General features: G+C 38.8%; 17 protein-coding genes. 15 read left to right on the top strand and 2 right to left on the bottom strand.

Annotation, left to right across the window (positions count from 1 at the left end; translation table 11 throughout):
* The first annotated feature begins 29 nt into the window (after positions 1–29).
* The 5 genes from TP70_RS04760 (at position 30) to pheT (ending at position 5,500) form a co-directional block, all read left to right on the top strand.
* Positions 30–569 carry a YceD family protein gene (locus TP70_RS04760; protein WP_044359827.1) on the top strand — a complete coding sequence of 180 codons (540 nt, stop codon included), beginning with the start codon at positions 30–32 and terminating at the stop codon, positions 567–569.
* Positions 570–619: 50 nt separating this feature from the next.
* The gene (rpmF, locus tag TP70_RS04755; RefSeq protein WP_044359826.1) at positions 620–793 is read left to right on the top strand and encodes a 50S ribosomal protein L32; all 174 of its coding nucleotides are present in this window, start codon (positions 620–622) and stop codon (positions 791–793) included.
* A 168-nt stretch (positions 794–961) separates the two neighbouring features.
* Positions 962–1,708 (top strand): TrmH family RNA methyltransferase, encoded by a 747-nt coding sequence (locus TP70_RS04750; RefSeq protein WP_044359825.1) that lies wholly within the window; start codon positions 962–964, stop codon positions 1,706–1,708.
* A gap of 328 nt (positions 1,709–2,036) precedes the next feature.
* Positions 2,037–3,101, top strand: coding sequence for a phenylalanine--tRNA ligase subunit alpha (gene pheS / locus TP70_RS04745; protein WP_044359824.1), 1,065 nt, complete (start codon positions 2,037–2,039; stop codon positions 3,099–3,101).
* Positions 3,095–5,500 (top strand): phenylalanine--tRNA ligase subunit beta, encoded by a 2,406-nt coding sequence (pheT, locus tag TP70_RS04740; protein WP_044359823.1) that lies wholly within the window; start codon positions 3,095–3,097, stop codon positions 5,498–5,500. Before pheS ends, pheT begins: the two co-directional genes overlap by 7 nt.
* Before the next feature lie 831 nt (positions 5,501–6,331).
* Here the strand turns inward: pheT and TP70_RS12700 are convergent.
* The gene (locus tag TP70_RS12700) at positions 6,332–6,439 is read right to left on the bottom strand and encodes a putative holin-like toxin (RefSeq protein ID WP_240626976.1); all 108 of its coding nucleotides are present in this window, start codon (positions 6,437–6,439) and stop codon (positions 6,332–6,334) included.
* Between the two features lie 402 nt (positions 6,440–6,841).
* On the opposite strand from TP70_RS12700, the gene TP70_RS04735 reads away from it, so the two are divergent.
* Entirely contained in the window at positions 6,842–7,030 is a 189-nt protein-coding gene (locus tag TP70_RS04735; protein ID WP_044359822.1) for a hypothetical protein, read from the top strand.
* Between the two features lie 115 nt (positions 7,031–7,145).
* On the opposite strand, the gene rnhC is transcribed toward TP70_RS04735, so the two are convergent.
* On the bottom strand, positions 7,146–8,072 hold the full coding sequence (gene rnhC / locus TP70_RS04730) for a ribonuclease HIII (RefSeq protein WP_044359821.1): 927 nt from the start codon (positions 8,070–8,072) through the stop codon (positions 7,146–7,148).
* A 153-nt stretch (positions 8,073–8,225) separates the two neighbouring features.
* On the opposite strand from rnhC, the gene zapA reads away from it, so the two are divergent.
* From zapA to sdhB, 9 genes are all read left to right on the top strand, one after another.
* Positions 8,226–8,492 carry a cell division protein ZapA gene (gene zapA, locus TP70_RS04725; protein WP_044359820.1) on the top strand — a complete coding sequence of 89 codons (267 nt, stop codon included), beginning with the start codon at positions 8,226–8,228 and terminating at the stop codon, positions 8,490–8,492.
* A gap of 1 nt (position 8,493) precedes the next feature.
* Complete coding sequence (locus TP70_RS04720) at positions 8,494–9,012, top strand: CvpA family protein (RefSeq protein ID WP_044359819.1); 519 nt, start codon at positions 8,494–8,496, stop codon at positions 9,010–9,012.
* A gap of 171 nt (positions 9,013–9,183) precedes the next feature.
* Positions 9,184–10,896, top strand: a complete 1,713-nt coding sequence (gene polX, locus TP70_RS04715) for a DNA polymerase/3'-5' exonuclease PolX (protein ID WP_044359818.1) — start codon at positions 9,184–9,186, stop codon at positions 10,894–10,896.
* Between the two features lie 17 nt (positions 10,897–10,913).
* A complete protein-coding gene (locus TP70_RS04710; protein WP_044359817.1) occupies positions 10,914–13,262 on the top strand; it encodes an endonuclease MutS2 in 2,349 nt (782 codons plus the stop codon).
* A 75-nt stretch (positions 13,263–13,337) separates the two neighbouring features.
* Positions 13,338–13,652 carry a thioredoxin gene (gene trxA, locus TP70_RS04705; RefSeq protein ID WP_044359816.1) on the top strand — a complete coding sequence of 105 codons (315 nt, stop codon included), beginning with the start codon at positions 13,338–13,340 and terminating at the stop codon, positions 13,650–13,652.
* A 186-nt stretch (positions 13,653–13,838) separates the two neighbouring features.
* On the top strand, positions 13,839–15,626 hold the full coding sequence (gene uvrC, locus TP70_RS04700) for an excinuclease ABC subunit UvrC (protein ID WP_044359815.1): 1,788 nt from the start codon (positions 13,839–13,841) through the stop codon (positions 15,624–15,626).
* 171 nt (positions 15,627–15,797) lie between these two features.
* Complete coding sequence (locus TP70_RS04695) at positions 15,798–16,409, top strand: succinate dehydrogenase cytochrome b558 subunit (protein ID WP_044359814.1); 612 nt, start codon at positions 15,798–15,800, stop codon at positions 16,407–16,409.
* Positions 16,410–16,442: 33 nt separating this feature from the next.
* Complete coding sequence (gene sdhA, locus TP70_RS04690; protein ID WP_044359813.1) at positions 16,443–18,209, top strand: succinate dehydrogenase flavoprotein subunit; 1,767 nt, start codon at positions 16,443–16,445, stop codon at positions 18,207–18,209.
* Entirely contained in the window at positions 18,209–19,018 is an 810-nt protein-coding gene (gene sdhB, locus TP70_RS04685; protein ID WP_044359812.1) for a succinate dehydrogenase iron-sulfur subunit, read from the top strand. The genes sdhA and sdhB overlap by 1 nt, the downstream gene beginning before the upstream one ends.
* Positions 19,019–19,160: the final 142 nt, after the last annotated feature.

The following is a 19,160-nucleotide window of genomic DNA, read 5'->3' as shown; positions in this document are numbered from 1 at the left end:
AATTTTGTGCTTGTTAGAGGTGAAGCCATATGAAATGGTCAATAACACAATTGAGAAAATACCAAGGACAACCTTTTAAATTTAATCAAACCGTTGAATTTAATGATTTGGCGCGTCAATTAGATATTATTAACTTGTCAGAAGTACAGGTTGATGGCGAATTGAACGTTAGATCGACAGAAGTTGTAGCAGATATGCGCTTGCGTGGGTCTTATACGATGCCATGTGCTCGGACGCTTGTCCCTGTTGAAGTGCCATTCGATACAACGACAACAGAAGTGTTTGATTTAGATGGTTTGTACGAAGATGAGGACGATGAACATTATCATCTTGTTACAGATGGCATGATTGATTTGCGCAGTATTGCCGAAGAGATTGTCATGCTTGAAAAACCAATGCGTGTCGTTGCTGAGGACAGTGATGAGATGCTGACTGGTGGCCGAGGTTGGGAAGTTATTGACGAAGATGATTTGGATAATGACCCATCTCAAGATGAATCAAAGGTGCAAGTCGATCCGAGGCTTCAAAAATTACAACAATTATACGATGAGAATGATAACGCACACTAAGCTTTAGTTGCAATGCGTCGTAAGGAATCGAATAAAAGGGAGGATTAATCATGGCAGTACCAAAAAGAAGAACTTCTAAAACAAGAAAAAACAAACGTCGTACACACTTTAAATTAGCAGTACCAGGTATGCAAGAATGCCCAAGCTGTGGTGAATTAAAATTAGCTCACCGCGTATGCCCAAGCTGCGGTTCTTACAAAGGCGAAGAAGTCGTTTCTAAATAATAGATAACACTTTTCGATATTTGAATAGCTGTTTTATATAAAAGGCTCAAAGGATACATGTTCGCATGTTGACTTTGGGTCTTTTGTTGTTTATCAAGGTGGTTACTACTGAACACGAATGGTTCATGTTACAATGAAAGCACGAAGAATAATTAAAAGAGGTTAGTTATGGAAGAAATTACATCAATTCAGAATGCAAAAGTTAAAAATTACAATAAGCTAAAAAAGAAAAAAGAACGTGATAAACAACAGCGTGCGATTATTGAAGGATTTCATTTAATTGAAGAAGCGGTTGAAAGTGGTGTGACGGTTGAGCAATTATTTATGATTGAACCGTCACGTGTACCTGAAAAGTTACAAAATGCCGCACAAGCATGTTATGTCATTAATCAAAAAGTGGCAGAAGCTTTATCAGGAACAGTCACACCACAAGGTATTTTTGCGGTTATCCAAAAAGATACTGTTTCTGTAGACAATGCACAACAAGTTTTAATTTTAGACCGTATCCAAGACCCGGGCAATCTAGGGACGTTATTGCGTACAGCTGATGCAGCAGGGCTTGATTTAGTCGTACTCGCAAAAGGGACGGCTGACGTTTATCAAGAAAAAGTGTTACGTGCGAGCCAAGGTAGTGTATTTCATATTCCAACGATTGAAGTTGAAGATATAGAAGCATACGTTAGAGATTTTGCAGGTCCTGTATATGGAACAGCATTAGAAAACGCAGTCTCATATCACGATATTCCATCAAAACAACAAAGCTTTGCACTTGTGTTAGGCAATGAAGGGCAAGGCATGTCAGACGCCTTACTTGCAGCGACAACACAAAATGTCACAATTCCTATTTATGGTCGTGCGGAAAGTTTAAATGTTGCGATTGCTGCTGGTATTTTGATGTTTCATTTAAAAGGTTGACCCGTATATTTGAGATGTATATAATAGATTTGTTAATAATTAAACATGTGCTTATAAAAAGGCGTAAACTATTATCGAAGTTCGTGCAGGGAAGGATGAACGTGACTGAGAGTCATCCTCGACTTACATAGTTTTGTTCACCTTTTTGGCTACTTAAAGAGATTTAAGTCGGGTGTTATGATCCGTTATCAACATATCTTCAGAGTGTATGCATGATTTTGTGCATAAAACTGGGTGGTACCACGGCAAGGCTTCGTCCCATATTTCAGGGGCGGAGTCTTTTTTCGTAGCAGTGACATGTAATGACGAGATATAAGGAGGCATTGTAATGGTGCAAACAGATGAGATGACAACAATTAAACAAGACGCATTAGACGCCATTGAACAGGCACAAGATGCACAAGCGTTACAAGCGGTTAAAGTGCAATATTTAGGTAAAAAAGGGCTTGTGACAGGCTTGATGAAACATATGAAAGACTTGCCAAAGGAAGAAAAGCCAGCGTACGGTCAACAAGTGAACGAAGTGCGACAAGCGATTGAGACGGCGATTGAAACACGTCAAGTGACATTAACTGAGGAAGCATTGAACGCACAATTGGCACAAGAATCTATTGATGTGACGTTACCAGGACGCAAAGTGGCGAATGGGGCAAAACATCCTTTAACAAGAACAATTGAAGAAATTGAAGATCTATTTTTAGGGCTTGGTTATGAAATCGTGACGGGGTACGAAGTCGAACAAGACTACTACAACTTTGAAGCATTAAATTTACCAAAATCACATCCTGCACGTGATATGCAAGATAGTTTCTATATTACAGAAGACATTTTAATGCGTACGCACACGTCACCTGTGCAAGCAAGAACAATGGAGAAACGCAATGGTAAAGGCCCTGTGAAAATTATTTGTCCGGGTAAAGTTTACCGTCGTGACTCTGACGATGCGACGCACAGTCATCAATTTACACAAATTGAAGGACTTGTCGTTGATGAGAATATTAAAATGAGTGACTTGAAAGGGACGCTTGAACTGTTAGCGAAATCACTTTTCGGTGCAGATCGTGAAATTCGTTTGCGCCCAAGTTATTTCCCATTTACAGAACCATCTGTTGAAGTCGACGTATCATGTTTCAAATGTAAAGGTAAAGGCTGTAACGTATGTAAGCAAACCGGTTGGATTGAAATTCTTGGTGCCGGCATGGTACATCCAAATGTGTTAGAAATGGCTGGTTTTGATTCTAAGAAATATTCAGGTTTTGCATTTGGTATGGGTCCTGACCGTATCGCTATGTTGAAATACGGTATTGAAGATATTCGTCATTTCTATACGAACGACGTGAGATTTTTAAATCAATTTAAAGGTGTAGAAGATCGAGGTGAAACAACATGTTAATTTCTAAAGAATGGTTACAAGATTATGTCGCAATTGATGCGCCAATCGACGCATTAGCAGAGAAAATTACACGCATAGGTATTGAAGTGGATGAAGTCATTGACTTAACAGAAGGGATTAAAAACCTCGTTGTTGGTTATGTCGAAAGCATTGAAAAACATCCAGATGCGGATAAATTAAACATTTGCCAAGTGAATATTGGCGAAGAAGCCCCTGTACAAATCGTCTGTGGTGCCCCTAATGTCGACGAAGGTCAAACAGTCATCGTTGCCAAAGTAGGCGGACGTTTGCCGGGTGGTATTAAAATTAAACGTGCTAAATTGCGTGGACAAGTATCAGAAGGTATGATTTGTTCATTACAAGAAATTGGTTTATCAAGTAATGTTGTTCCAAAAGCGTATGAAGCAGGTATTTATAATTTTGCATCAGCTGTTGAACCGGGTACGAACGCATTACAAGCATTGTACTTAGAAGATCAATTGATGTCATTCGATTTAACACCAAACCGTGCGGACGCATTAAGTATGATTGGTACTGCGTATGAAGTAGGCGCGTTATATAACTTACCAGTGCAACGTCCGACAGCAACACCAACAGAACAAGCAACACAAGCGAGTGACGTATTAAAAGTGGCGGTTGAAAATGAAGAAAAAGTCCCTTATTACAGTGCACGTGTTGTTAAAAATGTCAAAATTGGACCATCACCTGAATGGATGCAAGCGCGATTAATGAAAGCCGGCATGCGTCCAATTAACAATGTTGTTGATATTTCTAACTATATCTTATTAGAATACGGTCAACCATTGCATATGTTTGACCAAGATCAAATCGGCTCAAATGAAATTGTTGTACGCCAAGCAAACGCTAATGAAAAAATGACGACATTGGATGACCAAGAACGTGAATTACTGGACACAGACATCGTGATAACAAATGGACAAGCACCTATTGCTTTAGCAGGTGTTATGGGTGGCGACTTTTCAGAAGTCACAGATCGTACGCAAAACGTCATCATTGAAGGCGCGATATTCGATTCAGCATCCATTCGTCACACATCACGTCGTTTAAACTTGCGCAGTGAAGCATCAAGCCGTTTTGAAAAAGGCATTGCGACAGAATTTGTGGACGAAGCAGTAGACCGCGCATGTTACTTACTTGAAACACTCGCATCTGGTGAAACATTGGCAGGTCGTGTTGCAAGTGGTGATTTAGGTGAATTGGTTACTGAGATTGATATTACAGTAGACCGAATTAACCGTACAATCGGTTTTGATTTATCACAAGCAGATATCGTTGCTATTTTTGAACAATTAGGCTTTGAAACACGTGAGAATGGTACATCGTTAACAGTTCGTGTTCCGTCACGTCGTCGTGATATTACGATTGAAGCGGATTTAATTGAAGAAGTGGCACGCCTATACGGTTATGACAACATTCCATCATCGTTACCAGTGTTTGAAGAGGTAACAAGTGGTGCGCTAACAGACCGTCAAAGTAAAACACGTATCGTACGCCAAACGTTAGAAGGTGCTGGTTTATCACAAGCCATCACATATTCACTTGTTGATAAAGCACGCGCAACAGCATTTACAACAACACAACGTGACACGATTTCATTATTGATGCCAATGAGTGAAAGCTATGCAACGTTACGTCAAAGCTTAATTCCACATTTAATTGACGCGACACAATATAATGTGGCACGTAAAAATAACGATATTGCACTTTATGAAATTGGTAATGTTTTCTTCGGTAAAGCAGATAGTGCAATGCCAGACGAAGTTGAATACTTGAGCGGTATTATGACAGGCGAATACGTCGCAAACGCATGGCAAGGTAAGAAAGAAGACGTTGATTTCTATCTTGTAAAAGGTATTGTTGACCGTGTGGCAGACAAATTAGCGTTAACGTTCGATTATGAAGCGGGTAACGTTGATGGCTTACACCCTGGACGTACAGCATATGTTGTACTAAATGGCGAACGCATTGGTTTCATTGGTGAATTACATCCAAGCGTTGCGAAAGCATATGATTTAGGACGCACTTATGTCTTTGAATTGAACTATGATCAGTTAATGCAACAAGCAGTAGGTTACATCAACTATCAACCAATTCCACGTTTCCCAGGCGTGACACGTGATATTGCACTCGTTGTAGATACAGAAGTACAAGCAGCACAACTAGTCGCAACGATTCATGAACACGGTGGCAAGTTGTTACAAGACGCAACCGTATTTGATGTCTATGAAGGCGAACATATGGAACCAGGCAAAAAATCTGTTGCCATCCGTTTAGCATATCTTGATCCAGAACAAACATTAACAGAAGAACAGGTTACAGAAGTACACAACGCAATCTTATCAGCACTTGAAGCCCAAGGTGCGACACTTAGAGGATAAGATAACGTATGAAAATAACCCGTCTAACAGACACTTCAAAGGAGGTTTTAGTTAGACGGGCTTTTTGATATCGTTTGAATTTAGTTATTATGGTATATTAAATAAAAAGAGAAATATGTTGGAGCATGTTTCTCAGAGTCCGTTAAAAAGACGATGACTTTTTAGTAAATAATATCTATACAAATATAACCATCAGACTCGTCAAAGTTGAGATGGTTATTTTTTTCTGTCTATTTTATGCAAGGTGTACTACAGAGTTTGTTCGAAGGTAGCAAGTTCTGTAGTACGCTTTAGCATTTTAGAATATAGTTTATTTTGATGACATACTGTGTTTTTAAAATTGCGGCTTGTATATGATATAAAGAAGCAGCTTTGTGCAGTAGATATTGAATAGATTTAGTTATTATGTTATATTAAATAAAAAGAGAGACATGCTGGTACATGCCTCTCAGAGCCCGTTAAAAAGACGGTGACTTTTTAGTAAATAATAATAACCATTTCACCTACTGAGTCAAAAATTGGGAATGGTTATTTTTTTCTGTCTATTTTATGCAAGGCGTACTACAGAGTTTGTTCGAAGGTAGTAAGTTCTGTAGTACGCTTTAGCATTTTAGAATATAGTTTATTTTGATGACATACTGTGTTTTTAAAATTGCGGCTTGTATATGATATAAAGAAGCAGCTTTGTGCAGTAGATGTTGAATGGATTTAGTTATTATGTTATATTAAATAAAAAGAGAGACATGCTGGTACATGCCTCTCAGAGCCCGTTAAAAAGACGGTAGCCTTAAAGATTATTAAAATAACCTTACATCAGCTAAAGTTGGAAGGTTATTTTTTTCTGTCTATTTTAATCATTGAGATGACTAGACCGAGAAAAACAACGATAAAAGTACCGAAGTCTATCATCAACCTTAGCACATCTACAATAGATATCATAAAGGCGTCTCCTTTCTAAAGATTTCAGTCATGCCAATCATAGGCACCACCTCCTTATACTCAGATAGCCACCATCTATCCAACTCGCTCTGGTATTATATTACCATATTTACACTTTGGTTGTAATTATATTTATAAAGATATTTGAATTCAATTTTGATGAAGTATGCTATGCTGTTTAATAGCTCTGTTAATATAATGTAACGATTTTCAAACATAAAATTTCGTTGCTGTTTTTAAACTCTTTTATCAAATCATAGTATCTAAAGAATAATATATAGCTATCACTGGTGGGATATTTGATTGGAAGGGAGTCCTTTCCTAAGTCATAAGAGATAGTGACTTATAGGTCATATTAAATATATAGTATAATAAGTAAAGTCTGATTTAAGAGGTGTTGTTATGAACCTTGATGTCAATAAAGAAAAATTAACAATTTTAGGCGTGCCGTTTGATAGCTTTGCAGATTTTGATGCTGTTTGGTATGTGATTGGTTCGTCTATGATAGAAGGTTACGAACCAACAGTACAAGATGTTGTTAACTTGAAATCATATGTAGCCGAAAAGAGAAAGGAAATGAATCTCGTTTAAAAATGAATATAAAGGAGATTCTTACATTGATCGGATTATCAATAGACCTAATAGAAAATATAATAATTAAAACAACGCAACGAAAGTCAAACTAAAATTTCGCTGCGTCGTTATTTTATTGATACTTCTGTTTCAAAATCTTCAAAGCTTTATCTCGGTTTTTAAAGTCTTTTTTCGTAATGTTATCAACCGTTTCAATACCGTGTTTAGCGATGAGTTTGGCTGCTGCAACATCAACTTTAGGCCCAGCCCCTTTTAAGATGGTTGTCCCGTAACTTTTTGACAATGCATCCATATGTTTTACGAACGCATAGCGGGAGATAATACTGGCTGCAGCAATCGCTAATGATTTTGATTCGCCTTTCGTTTCATAACACGTTTTGTTTTTTAAAGGCACGTCGCCCAGCGCATAACGCTCATATGTAGGCCTCGGTGTAAATTGATCAATAACAATGTAATCAAGTGTTGCCGTATCAATTTTTTGTAGTACGTTTTTAATACATTCGTTATGTAGTACAGCTTTCATTTTCACTTGTGACCAGTTTAATGCTTTGCGTTCGTTGTATTTTGGGTTATCCAACACAAGTAATGAGTGGGGAAGGAACGTAACGAGTTGTTCCGCCAATTCAACAATTTTTGTATCTGTTAATTTTTTAGAGTCATCAACACCTAATGTTTTGAGAACCTCAATATTTTCTTTTGAGACATAGCATGCACAGACGGTTAACGGTCCAAAGTAGTCGCCACTGCCGGCTTCATCACTACCGATACAGTTATACGTATTATAGTTGATAGTTGAGGGTTGTGTTTTTGAACTCGATGTTTTTGATGCAGATGCCTTTCTGCCGACGATTTGTTCTGCGACTTCTTCGTTGTTGGCACCTTGAAACATGACTTTTCCTGACTTGTAAATACTGATTGTCACGCCTTGATGTTTGGTGCGAAATATCATGCCCGGTGGTAAACTTCGACGATCGGCTTTGAAATTTGCACGTATTTGAAGTATTTCTTCCTTTGATAACGTCATGACAAGATTTGACATTTATTTCACCGCTTTCTCATTATGTACTTTCAAATAGTATCATATTTTATCAAAATAAATGAACTGTTGCGTGAATCATACACAAAATATATGAAGTCGTGTATAATGTATCATGATATATAAATTTATTGACAATAGGCTAGGTGAATGTAGATGGGTGAGTTCAAAAACCGAATCAATGTTACGATAAATGATCAGCACTATACGATTGTTGGCGAAGATGATCCAGAACACATTCGCTATGTTGCAGATCTAGTAGATACGAAAATTCGAGAGCTTGGTAGCCGTAATGCAGGGCTGGACTCAGTGCGTAAATCTGTCTTGACAGCTGTGAATGTCATGCACGAATTGGTATTATTAGAAGAAGAAAATGCACGATTAAGAGAAGAAATACAACGCTTAAAACATCGAGGCAACTAGTATGTTTGTAGTATGCGCTAGCGTTGTCACACTCGTATTTATGTTGGTAGGTTTTCATCGCGGGTTACTTTCGAGTTTATTACATCTTGCTAGCACCATTTTAGGATTGTGGATGGCTAAGCAATATTATGAACCGTTCAGTGACTATTTACGATTGTTTTTACCGTTTCCAAAAACGCTAGCATATGATACGCATTATGTCTTGGTGCTAAATCAACCAGAATTGCGTTTTGATCGTTTGTGTGGCTTTATACTGATAGTACTCATAGTCAAAACGATGATGTATTTGGTGTTAGGTAGCTTTGCGCCATTTCTAATTTCAAGGCAACGTGGCGTTATGACGCGCATATTAGGTGCAGCTTTAAGTATTGTGTCTGCGATCGTTGTCATACATTTAGTAAGTCATGTAGCGGTTTTAATACCAGATCCACAACTGCAAACACATGTTGCGAAGTCGTCGGTGGGGCAATGGTTCGTATTAAAAGTACCGTTACTTTCTGAGATGACATTGAGCTTGTAGTAGGTGACAGCATACCGGATAATGTATGACTGTAATGAATAATGTAAAAATATGGAGAATGGCATGTACGGATTGAAGTGAGATTTGTACTTCAGTGAGTGCAGCCGATGTGGGACAACGAAATCTTTTCATTCATAAGGTTTCTGTCCCACTTTTTAATGAGGTGATGAGATGTTAACGAAAAAAGATATAATACGTTTACTAGAAGAAATTGCGACATATATGGAATTAAAAGGGGAAAATGCTTTTAAAGTGTCCGCGTATCGCAAAGCAGCGCAAAGTTTAGAAACGGATGATCGTACACTGGATGAAATTGACGATGTGACAACACTGAAAAACATCGGTAAAGGTGTAGGAGAAGTGATTAATACGTACATTGCTACACAAACGTCACCAGTGCTAGACTCATTAAAAGCGGAAGTACCAAGTGGCTTAATCCCGTTATTGAAAATTCCCGGATTAGGCAGTAAGTGTATCGCACGTTTATATAAAGAATTGAACATTACAGATAAAGCATCGTTCCAAGCGGCATGTGAAGCAGGGCAAGTATCGGCTCTTAGTGGTTTCGGTAAAAAGACGGAAGAGAAATATTTAACTGAAGTCAAAGCACTGGGTGCCAAAAAAGAGCGTTATCCAATTGATCAAATGATTGGTTTGAATCAGCTGATTGATGATTATTTAACGCAAATTCCTGAAATTCAACGTTTTGAAGTAGCGGGTAGTTTTCGTCGAATGAAAGAAATGAGTAAAGACTTAGACTACATTATTAGCACTGAAGCACCGTTGAAAGTACAAGCACAACTACTGGAAATCCCGCAATTAGTTGAAAAAGTGGCAGTCGGCGAGACAAAAGTATCACTCACATTGGCATATGATGATGAAACAATTGGCGTTGATTTTCGTATGATTGAACCGGCAGCTTTCTACCATACATTACAACACTTCACCGGTTCAAAAGACCACAATATTCGCATTCGTCAACTGGCGAAAGATAAAGGCGAAAAAGTGAGTGAATACGGTATTGAACAACCAGATGGCTCACTTTTACAGTTGGACAGTGAAGTGGCGATTTATGCGCATTTTAATACGCCATGGATTGCACCGAGTATGCGTGAAGACGGTTCCGAGTTTGATAAAGACTTGTCATCAATCGTCACTTTAGAAGATATGCGTGGAGACATTCATATGCATACAACAGCAAGTGATGGGGCGTTCAGCTTACGTGAAATGGTTGAAGCAAACATCGCCAAAGGGTATGACTATATGTGTATTACCGACCACTCGCAAAGCTTACGCGTCGCAAACGGCTTATCTGTCGAGCGTTTATTGAAACAACGTGACGAAATTCATGCGCTTAACGCAGAATATGATGAAATTGATATTTATTCAGGCATTGAAATGGATATTTTACCAGACGGTTCCTTAGACTATGATGATGACGTATTAGCGCAACTGGATTATGTGATTGCGGCGATTCATCAAAGCTTTAATCAAAGTGAAGCGGAAATCATGCACCGATTGGAACAAGCATGCCGCAATCCATATGTTCGACATATTGCGCACCCAACAGGTAGAATTATCGGTAAGCGTAAAGGGTATGAACCAAATATGGACCAATTAATCAAATTATGTCGTGAAACAGGCACGGTTTTAGAAATTAATGCCAATCCTAAACGACTGGATTTGAGTGCAGATGTATTGCGCCAAAATCCAGATTTAATGGTCACAATTAATACAGACGCCCATCATGTTGATCACCTCGACTTTATGAAATATGGTGTCGCAACAGCACAAAAAGGATGGGTGAAAAAGGAACACGTTTTAAATGCAATGTCACGAGAAGCGTTTAAAACATTTATTACACAACCAAAGCAACTTAAATAGAAATTGAGGGGTTTTTAATGAAAGCAAAAACTTTAGAGATATTAGAGTTCGATAAAGTTAAAGAGAGCCTTGCACAAGAAGTTGTCAGTGATTTGGGACGCACAAAGGTGCAACAACTTACACCGGCAACTGATTTTGAAACAGTGACTTGGCAAATGGATGAAATAGATGAAATTGCACAAATTTATAATCAGTATCGCATACCAAGTTTGAGTGGTTTATCAGCTGTTGCAACATATATCAAACGTGCACAAATCGGCGGCACATTAAATGTTCAAGAATTGAATGCGATTAAACGACTCATACAAGTGCAAAATCAATTTAAAACATTTTACAATCAACTTGTTGAAGATGAAGAAGGCGTACATTACGATATTTTGGATGCACAAATGCAAAGATTACCCGTGTTAACGCCATTGTATCAATCCATTCATCAAACATGTGATACACATGATTTATTTGATTCCGCAAGTACAGAATTACAAGCGATTCGTAGCCGTATTTCTAAGACGAATCAACGTGTGAAAGCGCAACTCGATCGTATTGTAAAGTCAACGGGTAATCAAAAGAAATTATCTGATACATTGGTTACAGTGCGTAATGAACGCCACGTTATTCCAGTTAAAGCAGAGTATCGCCAAGATTTTAACGGGATTGTGCACGATCAGTCTGCATCGGGTCAAACCTTGTATATTGAGCCGTCTTCAGTCGTCGAATTAAACAACCAAGTAAGTCGTTTAAGAAGTGAAGAAGCGACTGAAATGAATCGTATTTTAATGGCGTTAACTGCTGAAGTTGCAGAATATGGCGACGGGTGCTTAATTGCTGAAGAGATTATGGGACATTTAGACTTTTTAATCGCTAAAGCACGTTATGCAGCGAAAATTAAAGGGACAAAGCCGACATTTTCAGAAACACGCAAAGTGTATTTACCGAAAGCATTCCACCCGTTATTAGATCGAGAAACAGTTGTCGCAAATACGATTGAATTTGAAGAAAATATTCAAACAGTCATTATTACTGGGCCGAATACAGGTGGTAAAACAGTGACGTTAAAAACGCTTGGTTTGATTATTGTTATGGCACAGTCGGGCTTGCTTATTCCAACATTAGACGGTAGCCAATTAAGTGTATTTGACAATGTTTTCTGTGATATTGGTGACGAACAGTCAATTGAGCAATCGTTATCAACATTCTCCTCTCATATGAAGACAATTGTGAGCATTTTAGAAGAAGCGAATGCGAACAGCCTGATTTTATTTGATGAGTTAGGTGCTGGGACAGACCCAAGTGAAGGTGCAGCATTGGCAATGAGTATTTTGGACCATGTGCATTCACTCGGGGCATTAGTGATGGCAACGACACACTATCCAGAGCTAAAAGCGTATAGCTACAATCGTGAAGGTGTTATGAATGCGAGCGTTGAGTTTGATGTCGATACGTTAAGTCCAACATATAAATTATTAATGGGCGTACCGGGACGTTCAAATGCTTTTGATATTTCCAAGCGTTTAGGTCTTGGTTTGAAAATTATTAACCATGCGAAAACGATGATTGGTCAAGATGAACAAGAAATTAATGAGATGATTGCTTCATTAGAACATAATGCGAAACGTGTCGATGATCAGCGTATTGAATTAGAAAGACTCGTACGTGAAGCGGAAACGATTCATCGTGATTTAACACAACAATATGAGAAGTATCAAAACTTTGAAAGTCGTTTGATGGAAGAAGCGAAAGAAAAAGCGAACCAACATGTGATTGCTGCAACGCAAGAAGCAGATGATATTGTGAAGTCATTACGCCAAATGCGTGATCAAAAAGGTGCAGAAGTGAAAGAACATGAATTAATCGACAAAAAGAAACAACTTGAAAGTCAATATGAAGCGAAGTCGATTAAACAAGATGTGAAGAAACAACGTTGGGATGAAATTAAAGCAGGCGATGAAGTTAAAGTGCTGTCTTACGGTCAAAAAGGCGAAGTTTTAGAACTGCTTGATGACGATGAAGCCGTCGTACAAATGGGTATTATTAAAATGAAATTGCCATTGAAAGACTTAGAAAAGAAAGAAAAGACCAAACAACAGCCGAGCAAAATGGTCACACGTACAAACCGTTCAACAGTCAAAATGGAGTTAGACTTACGAGGTTACCGCTATGATGAAGCAATGGTAGCACTCGATCAATACTTGGATCAAGCGGTATTGAGTAACTATGAAGACGTCTATATTATTCATGGTAAAGGAACCGGTGCATTACAAAAAGGGGTGACACAACACCTCAAGCGTCATAAAAGTGTGGCGGACTTCCGCACGGGTATGCCAAGTGAAGGTGGCTTTGGCGTTACAGTCGCGACATTACGCTAATGAGCATTAAAAGTGAAAGGGATGAACCTATTTGTTATAATTTGTTCATCATTAATAACGAGGAGGCTATAACTTATGGCTATTATTGAAGCAACAGATGCAAACTTTGATCAACAAATCAATGAAGGTGTTAAATTAGTAGATTTCTGGGCAACTTGGTGTGGACCATGTAAAATGATTGCGCCAGTATTAGAAGACTTAGCAGCAGACTACGATGGTAAAGCAGACATCTTAAAATTAGATGTAGACCAAAACCAAGCAACAGCTGCAAAATTTGAAGTAATGAGTATTCCAACATTAATCGTATTCAAAGACGGTGAACCAGTAGACAAAGTTGTTGGATTCCAACCAAAAGAAAACTTAGCGCAAGTTTTAGATAAACATTTATAAGATGTCAGCATGAAGCGTGTTAATGCATAAAGTGAACACGTAAGTACACTCATGAAGCCTATTCGTATTTATTGCGGGTAGGCTTTTCATACGCATAATTTTAAAATCATACTTTAAATAGCACTATCTAATAATGAGATAAAAGCGTATGAACAGAATAGGTTTTTGTAAAGAAGGTGAGAACGATTGGAAGATGTGAAAGCGAATATTAAGAAGAAGTTAAGTGTATTGCCCACAGATCCCGGCTGTTACTTGATGAAAGATCGTCAAAATCAAGTCATTTACGTCGGAAAAGCAAAGCGACTGAGAAATCGTGTGCGTTCGTATTTTACGGGGACACACGATACGAAAACAACACGACTCGTCAAAGAAATTGTCGATTTTGAATATATTGTAACGTCGAGTGAAACAGAATCGTTATTGCTTGAATTGAATTTAATTAAAAAATACCAACCACGATATAATATTTTATTAAAAGACGGCAAAACGTATCCCTTTATTAAAATTACGAAAGAACGTCATCCGAAGTTGATTGTGACGCGTACGGTACGCAAAGGAAGCGGGAAGTATTTTGGTCCTTATCCGAATGCTTACTCGGCGGTTGAAACGAAAAAGTTATTGGACCGCATCTATCCTTTCCGCAAATGTGATCATATGCCGAATCGTTTATGTCTGTACTATCATATTGGGCAGTGTCTCGGTCCATGTGTGTATCCAGTTGCCAACGAAGAATATGAACGTATGTCACGTGAGATTTCCGACTTTTTAAATGGCGAAGACAAGACGATTTTGCATCATTTGGAAACGCGCATGCAAGAAGCGAGCGAACAGATGGCCTTTGAGCAAGCGAAAGAGTATCGTGATTTGATTCAACATATTAAAAACTTAACGAACAAACAAAAAGTCATTTCAACTGATCAAACGATACGCGATGTATTTGGCTACAGCGTCGATAAAGGTTGGATGTGTATTCAAGTGTTCTTTGTACGTCAAGGGAATCTCATTGAGCGTGAAGCGACAATGTTTCCGTTACAACAAACACCTGAAGAAGAGTTTTATACATTTATCGGGCAATTTTATCAAGTAAATCAGCATTTCTTACCAAAAGAAGTTCACGTTCCAAAAGGATTGGATACGGAGATGATTCACTCCGTCGTCGATACCACAATCTTAACACCGCAACGTGGACAGAAAAAACAACTCGTTGACTTAGCGAACAAAAATGCGCGTATTGCATTGGAAAATAAATTTGAATTAATCGCACGAGATGAGTCGCGAACGATTAATGCGATTGAAGAACTCGGTGAGGCGATGAATATTCAAACGCCAATTCGCATTGAAGCCTTTGACAACTCGAATATTCAAGGGGTAGACCCGGTTTCTGCCATGGTGACATTTGTCGACGGAAGACCGGATAAAAAAGGGTATCGCAAATTCAAAGTGAAAACAGTAGAAGGTCCCGATGACTATAAGACGATGCGAGAAGTCGTGCGTCGTCGTTATACACGTGTCTTAAATGAAGGCTTGCCATTGCCAGACTTGATTATTGTTGATGGTGGGAAAGGGCATATGAATGGTGTCATGGACGTTTTGGAAAACGAGTTAGGCTTAGATATTCCTGTTGCCGGCTTAGCGAAAAATGATAAGCACCAAACTGCAGAATTGTTGTACGGACAAGAAGCTGAAATCATTCCATTGAAAAAGAATAGTCAAGCATTCTATTTATTACAACGCATTCAAGATGAAGTGCATCGTTTTGCGATTACATTCCATCGTCAAACACGTCGCAAAACAGGTATGCAATCTGTTCTTGATAATATAGAAGGTGTTGGTCCAAAACGTAAAGCCAACTTGCTAAGAAAATTTGGATCTATTAAGAAAATGCGTGACGCAACTGTTGAAGAATTACAAGCGGCAGGCCTACCGAAACAGGCGGCTACGAATGTCTATAACGCCTTAAAATCGACATCATGATAAATTTGGTATGAGAATCATTCTCATACCCAAATTTGTCACATTTAGTGTTACAATAATAGTGAATTGATTTCTTTTTTTTATACGTTGATGCAAACGTTTTCTAAAGGCAAGGGCATTCGCCGGGAAAAGAAATCAAAAAAATTAATAGTATCGCAGGGGGGACTTCCTTTGACACAATCAAAGAACCAATTCTACCTTAGACGTCTACACTCGTTACTCGGTGTTGTGCCATTAGGTGCTTTCTTATTAGTACATTTAATGGTGAACCACCAAGCAACTCAGGGGGTAGAGGCATTTAACAAAGCGGCAGGCTTTATGGACTCGTTACCGTTTTTGTACGCCTTGGAGATCATTATGATTTACATTCCAATCTTGTATCACGCGGTGTACGGTGTGCATATCGCATTCACAGCGAGCCACAACATTGGCCATTATTCATATATGCGTAACTGGATGTTCTTATTCCAACGTTTATCTGGGTTATTAACGTTTATTTTCGTAATGGTGCACATGTGGCAAACACGTATTCAGAAGCTTATGGGGCATGAAGTGAACTTCGATATGATTCACGATATTGTGACAAACCCACTTTGGTTAGTTTTCTATATCGTATGTATCGTAGCAGTCGTATTTCACTTTGCGAATGGCTTATGGTCATTCTTAGTGACTTGGGGTATTTTACAATCAGCAAAGTCACAACGTATTTTTACATGGGTATCATTAGTGATTTTCTTAGTAGTATCATACATCGGTGTAAGTGCGATCTTAGCGTTCTTATAAGCGGTTTAATCATTTCAGGGGAGTGACTATTTTATGGCAGAGAATAAAATTATTGTTGTCGGTGGTGGACTAGCAGGTCTCATGTCAACAATTAAAGCAGCGGAACAAGGTGTACATGTTGACTTGTTCTCAATCGTTCCAGTTAAACGCTCTCACTCAGTTTGTGCGCAAGGCGGTATCAACGGAGCAGTCAACACAAAAGGTGAAGGCGACTCACCATGGATTCATTTCGATGACACAGTATATGGTGGCGACTTCTTGGCTGACCAACCACCTGTTCAAAAGATGACTGAAGCAGCACCTAAGATTATCCATTTACTTGATCGTATGGGTGTTATGTTTAATAGAACGAGTGAAGGTTTATTAGATTTCCGTCGTTTTGGCGGTACACTTCATCATAGAACAGCATTTGCTGGTGCAACAACTGGGCAACAATTGTTGTACGCATTAGATGAGCAAGTGCGTAGTTTTGAAGTGGACGGACTTGTGACAAAATATGAGGGCTGGGAATTCCTAGGTGTTGTTAAAGATGATGACAACGCAGCACGCGGTATCGTTGCTCAAAACATTACAACATCTGAAATCAAAGCATTTGGTTCAGATGCGGTAATCATGGCAACAGGTGGTCCTGGTATCATCTTCGGTAAAACAACGAACTCAATGATCAACACAGGTTCAGCAGCTTCTATCGTATACCAACAAGGTGTACAATATGCGAACGGTGAGTTTATCCAAATTCACCCAACAGCGATTCCTGGTGATGACAAGTTACGTTTAATGTCTGAATCAGCACGTGGTGAAGGTGGACGTATTTGGACATATAAAGACGGTAAACCGTGGTATTTCTTAGAGGAAAAATATCCGGATTACGGTAACTTAGTGCCACGTGACATCGCGACGCGTGAAATCTTTGACGTCTGTGTAAACCAAAAGTTAGGTATCAATGGTGAGAACATGGTATACCTTGACTTATCACATAAAGATCCACATGAGCTTGATGTTAAGCTTGGCGGTATTATCGAAATTTATGAGAAGTTTACGGGTGATGATCCACGTAAAGTACCAATGAAGATCTTCCCAGCCGTTCACTACTCAATGGGTGGTTTATATGTAGACTACGATCAAATGACAAATATCGACGGTCTATTCGCAGCTGGTGAGTGTGACTTCTCACAACACGGTGGTAACCGTCTTGGTGCGAACTCATTGTTATCAGCAATTTACGGTGGTACGGTAGCAGGACCGAACGCTGTAAAATACGTGAAGAACGTTGAAAAGTCTTATGTTGATATGGATGATAAGATGTATCAACAACGCGTAGATGAAGAACAAGCGCGTTTTGAAAAGCTTTTAAATATGAAAGGCTCAGAAAATGCGTACAAACTTCACCGTGAACTTGGTGAAATCATGACAGCCAACGTAACGGTTGTACGTGATAACAAGCGTTTATTAGAAACTGACAAGAAAATTGTCGAGTTGATGAAACGTTATGAAGATATTGACATGGAAGATACATCACAATGGAGTAACCAAGCGGTGTTCTTCACACGTCAATTATGGAACATGCTTGTGTTGGCACGTGTTATCACAATCGGTGCATATAACCGTAACGAATCTCGTGGTGCACACTACAAACCAGAATTCCCAGAGCGTAACGATGAAGAGTGGTTGAAGCATACATTGGCACAATACCAAGGTCCGCATGAAAAACCAGCCTTTACGTATAAGCCTGTTGATGTTAGCTTAATTCCACCTCGTAAACGTGACTACACAAGTAAGTCAAAAGGGGGTAAAAAATAATGACTAGCACAAAAGAGCAAGTGACAACACAACAACCCAACCAAAATTCAAATAGAACGGTAACGTTGATTATCAAACGTCAAAAAGATGAAAATTCACAACCGTACGAAGAAAAATTCGTCATTCCTTATCGTGATAACATGAACATTATCGCTTGTTTGATGGAAATTCAACGTAACCCGTATAATGATAAAGGGGAAAAAACAACACCAGTTACTTGGGATATGAACTGTTTGGAAGAAGTATGTGGTGCTTGTTCAATGGTTATCAATGGTCGTGCACGTCAATCATGTTCGGCAATCGTTGATCAACTGGAACAACCGATCCGACTTGAACCAATGAACACATTCCCAGTCATTCGTGACTTACAAGTTGACCGTACACGTATGTTCGACAACTTGAAACGTATGAAAGCATGGGTACCAATTGATGGTACGTATGACTTAGGACCTGGACCACGTATGCCAGAGAAAAAACGTCAAACAGCTTATGAATTATCTAAATGTATGACGTGTGGTGTATGTTTAGAAGTATGTCCAAACGTTACACGCAACAACAGCTTCGTTGGTGCGCAAGCTATTTCACAAGTACGTTTGTTCAACTTACACCCAACAGGTTCTATGACGAAAGATGAGCGTTTGAACGCATTAATGGATATGGGCGGTTTACAAGCATGTGGTAACTCACAAAACTGTGTACAAGCTTGTCCAAAAGGTATTCCATTGACAACATCAATCGCAGCATTAAATAGAGAAACATCATTCCACATGTTCAAATCATTCTTCGGTTCTGACCATTTAGTGGACTAATAAATATAACAGTAAGGCTGGAGCACATTGTTGTTCCGGTCTTATTTTTTTGGATTTACACAAGTAATTGGGACATATTGAAGCACATCATAAATCATATTCGATTGAGCTTTCTGTCCCGCTCGCAAAATAGCACTTTCTA

The organism is Staphylococcus microti (assembly GCF_000934465.1).
GTDB classification, from domain to species: domain Bacteria; phylum Bacillota; class Bacilli; order Staphylococcales; family Staphylococcaceae; genus Staphylococcus; species Staphylococcus microti.
This window is presented reverse-complemented; position numbering and strand designations above follow the sequence as displayed.

Bases quoted from the DNA above. Each gene is read 5' to 3' on its own strand.
- TP70_RS04710 (WP_044359817.1), top strand. From the start codon at position 10,914: ATGAAAGCAAAAACTTTAGAGATATTAGAGTTCGATAAAGTTAAAGAG.
- TP70_RS12700 (WP_240626976.1), bottom strand. From the start codon at position 6,439: ATGATATCTATTGTAGATGTGCTAAGGTTGATGATAGACTTCGGTACT.
- sdhB (WP_044359812.1), top strand. From the start codon at position 18,209: ATGACTAGCACAAAAGAGCAAGTGACAACACAACAACCCAACCAAAAT.
- TP70_RS04735 (WP_044359822.1), top strand. From the start codon at position 6,842: ATGAACCTTGATGTCAATAAAGAAAAATTAACAATTTTAGGCGTGCCG.
- trxA (WP_044359816.1), top strand. From the start codon at position 13,338: ATGGCTATTATTGAAGCAACAGATGCAAACTTTGATCAACAAATCAAT.
- pheS (WP_044359824.1), top strand. From the start codon at position 2,037: ATGGTGCAAACAGATGAGATGACAACAATTAAACAAGACGCATTAGAC.
- rpmF (WP_044359826.1), top strand. From the start codon at position 620: ATGGCAGTACCAAAAAGAAGAACTTCTAAAACAAGAAAAAACAAACGT.
- TP70_RS04720 (WP_044359819.1), top strand. From the start codon at position 8,494: ATGTTTGTAGTATGCGCTAGCGTTGTCACACTCGTATTTATGTTGGTA.
- sdhA (WP_044359813.1), top strand. From the start codon at position 16,443: ATGGCAGAGAATAAAATTATTGTTGTCGGTGGTGGACTAGCAGGTCTC.
- zapA (WP_044359820.1), top strand. From the start codon at position 8,226: ATGGGTGAGTTCAAAAACCGAATCAATGTTACGATAAATGATCAGCAC.
- pheT (WP_044359823.1), top strand. From the start codon at position 3,095: ATGTTAATTTCTAAAGAATGGTTACAAGATTATGTCGCAATTGATGCG.
- TP70_RS04750 (WP_044359825.1), top strand. From the start codon at position 962: ATGGAAGAAATTACATCAATTCAGAATGCAAAAGTTAAAAATTACAAT.
- rnhC (WP_044359821.1), bottom strand. From the start codon at position 8,072: ATGTCAAATCTTGTCATGACGTTATCAAAGGAAGAAATACTTCAAATA.
- polX (WP_044359818.1), top strand. From the start codon at position 9,184: ATGTTAACGAAAAAAGATATAATACGTTTACTAGAAGAAATTGCGACA.
- TP70_RS04760 (WP_044359827.1), top strand. From the start codon at position 30: ATGAAATGGTCAATAACACAATTGAGAAAATACCAAGGACAACCTTTT.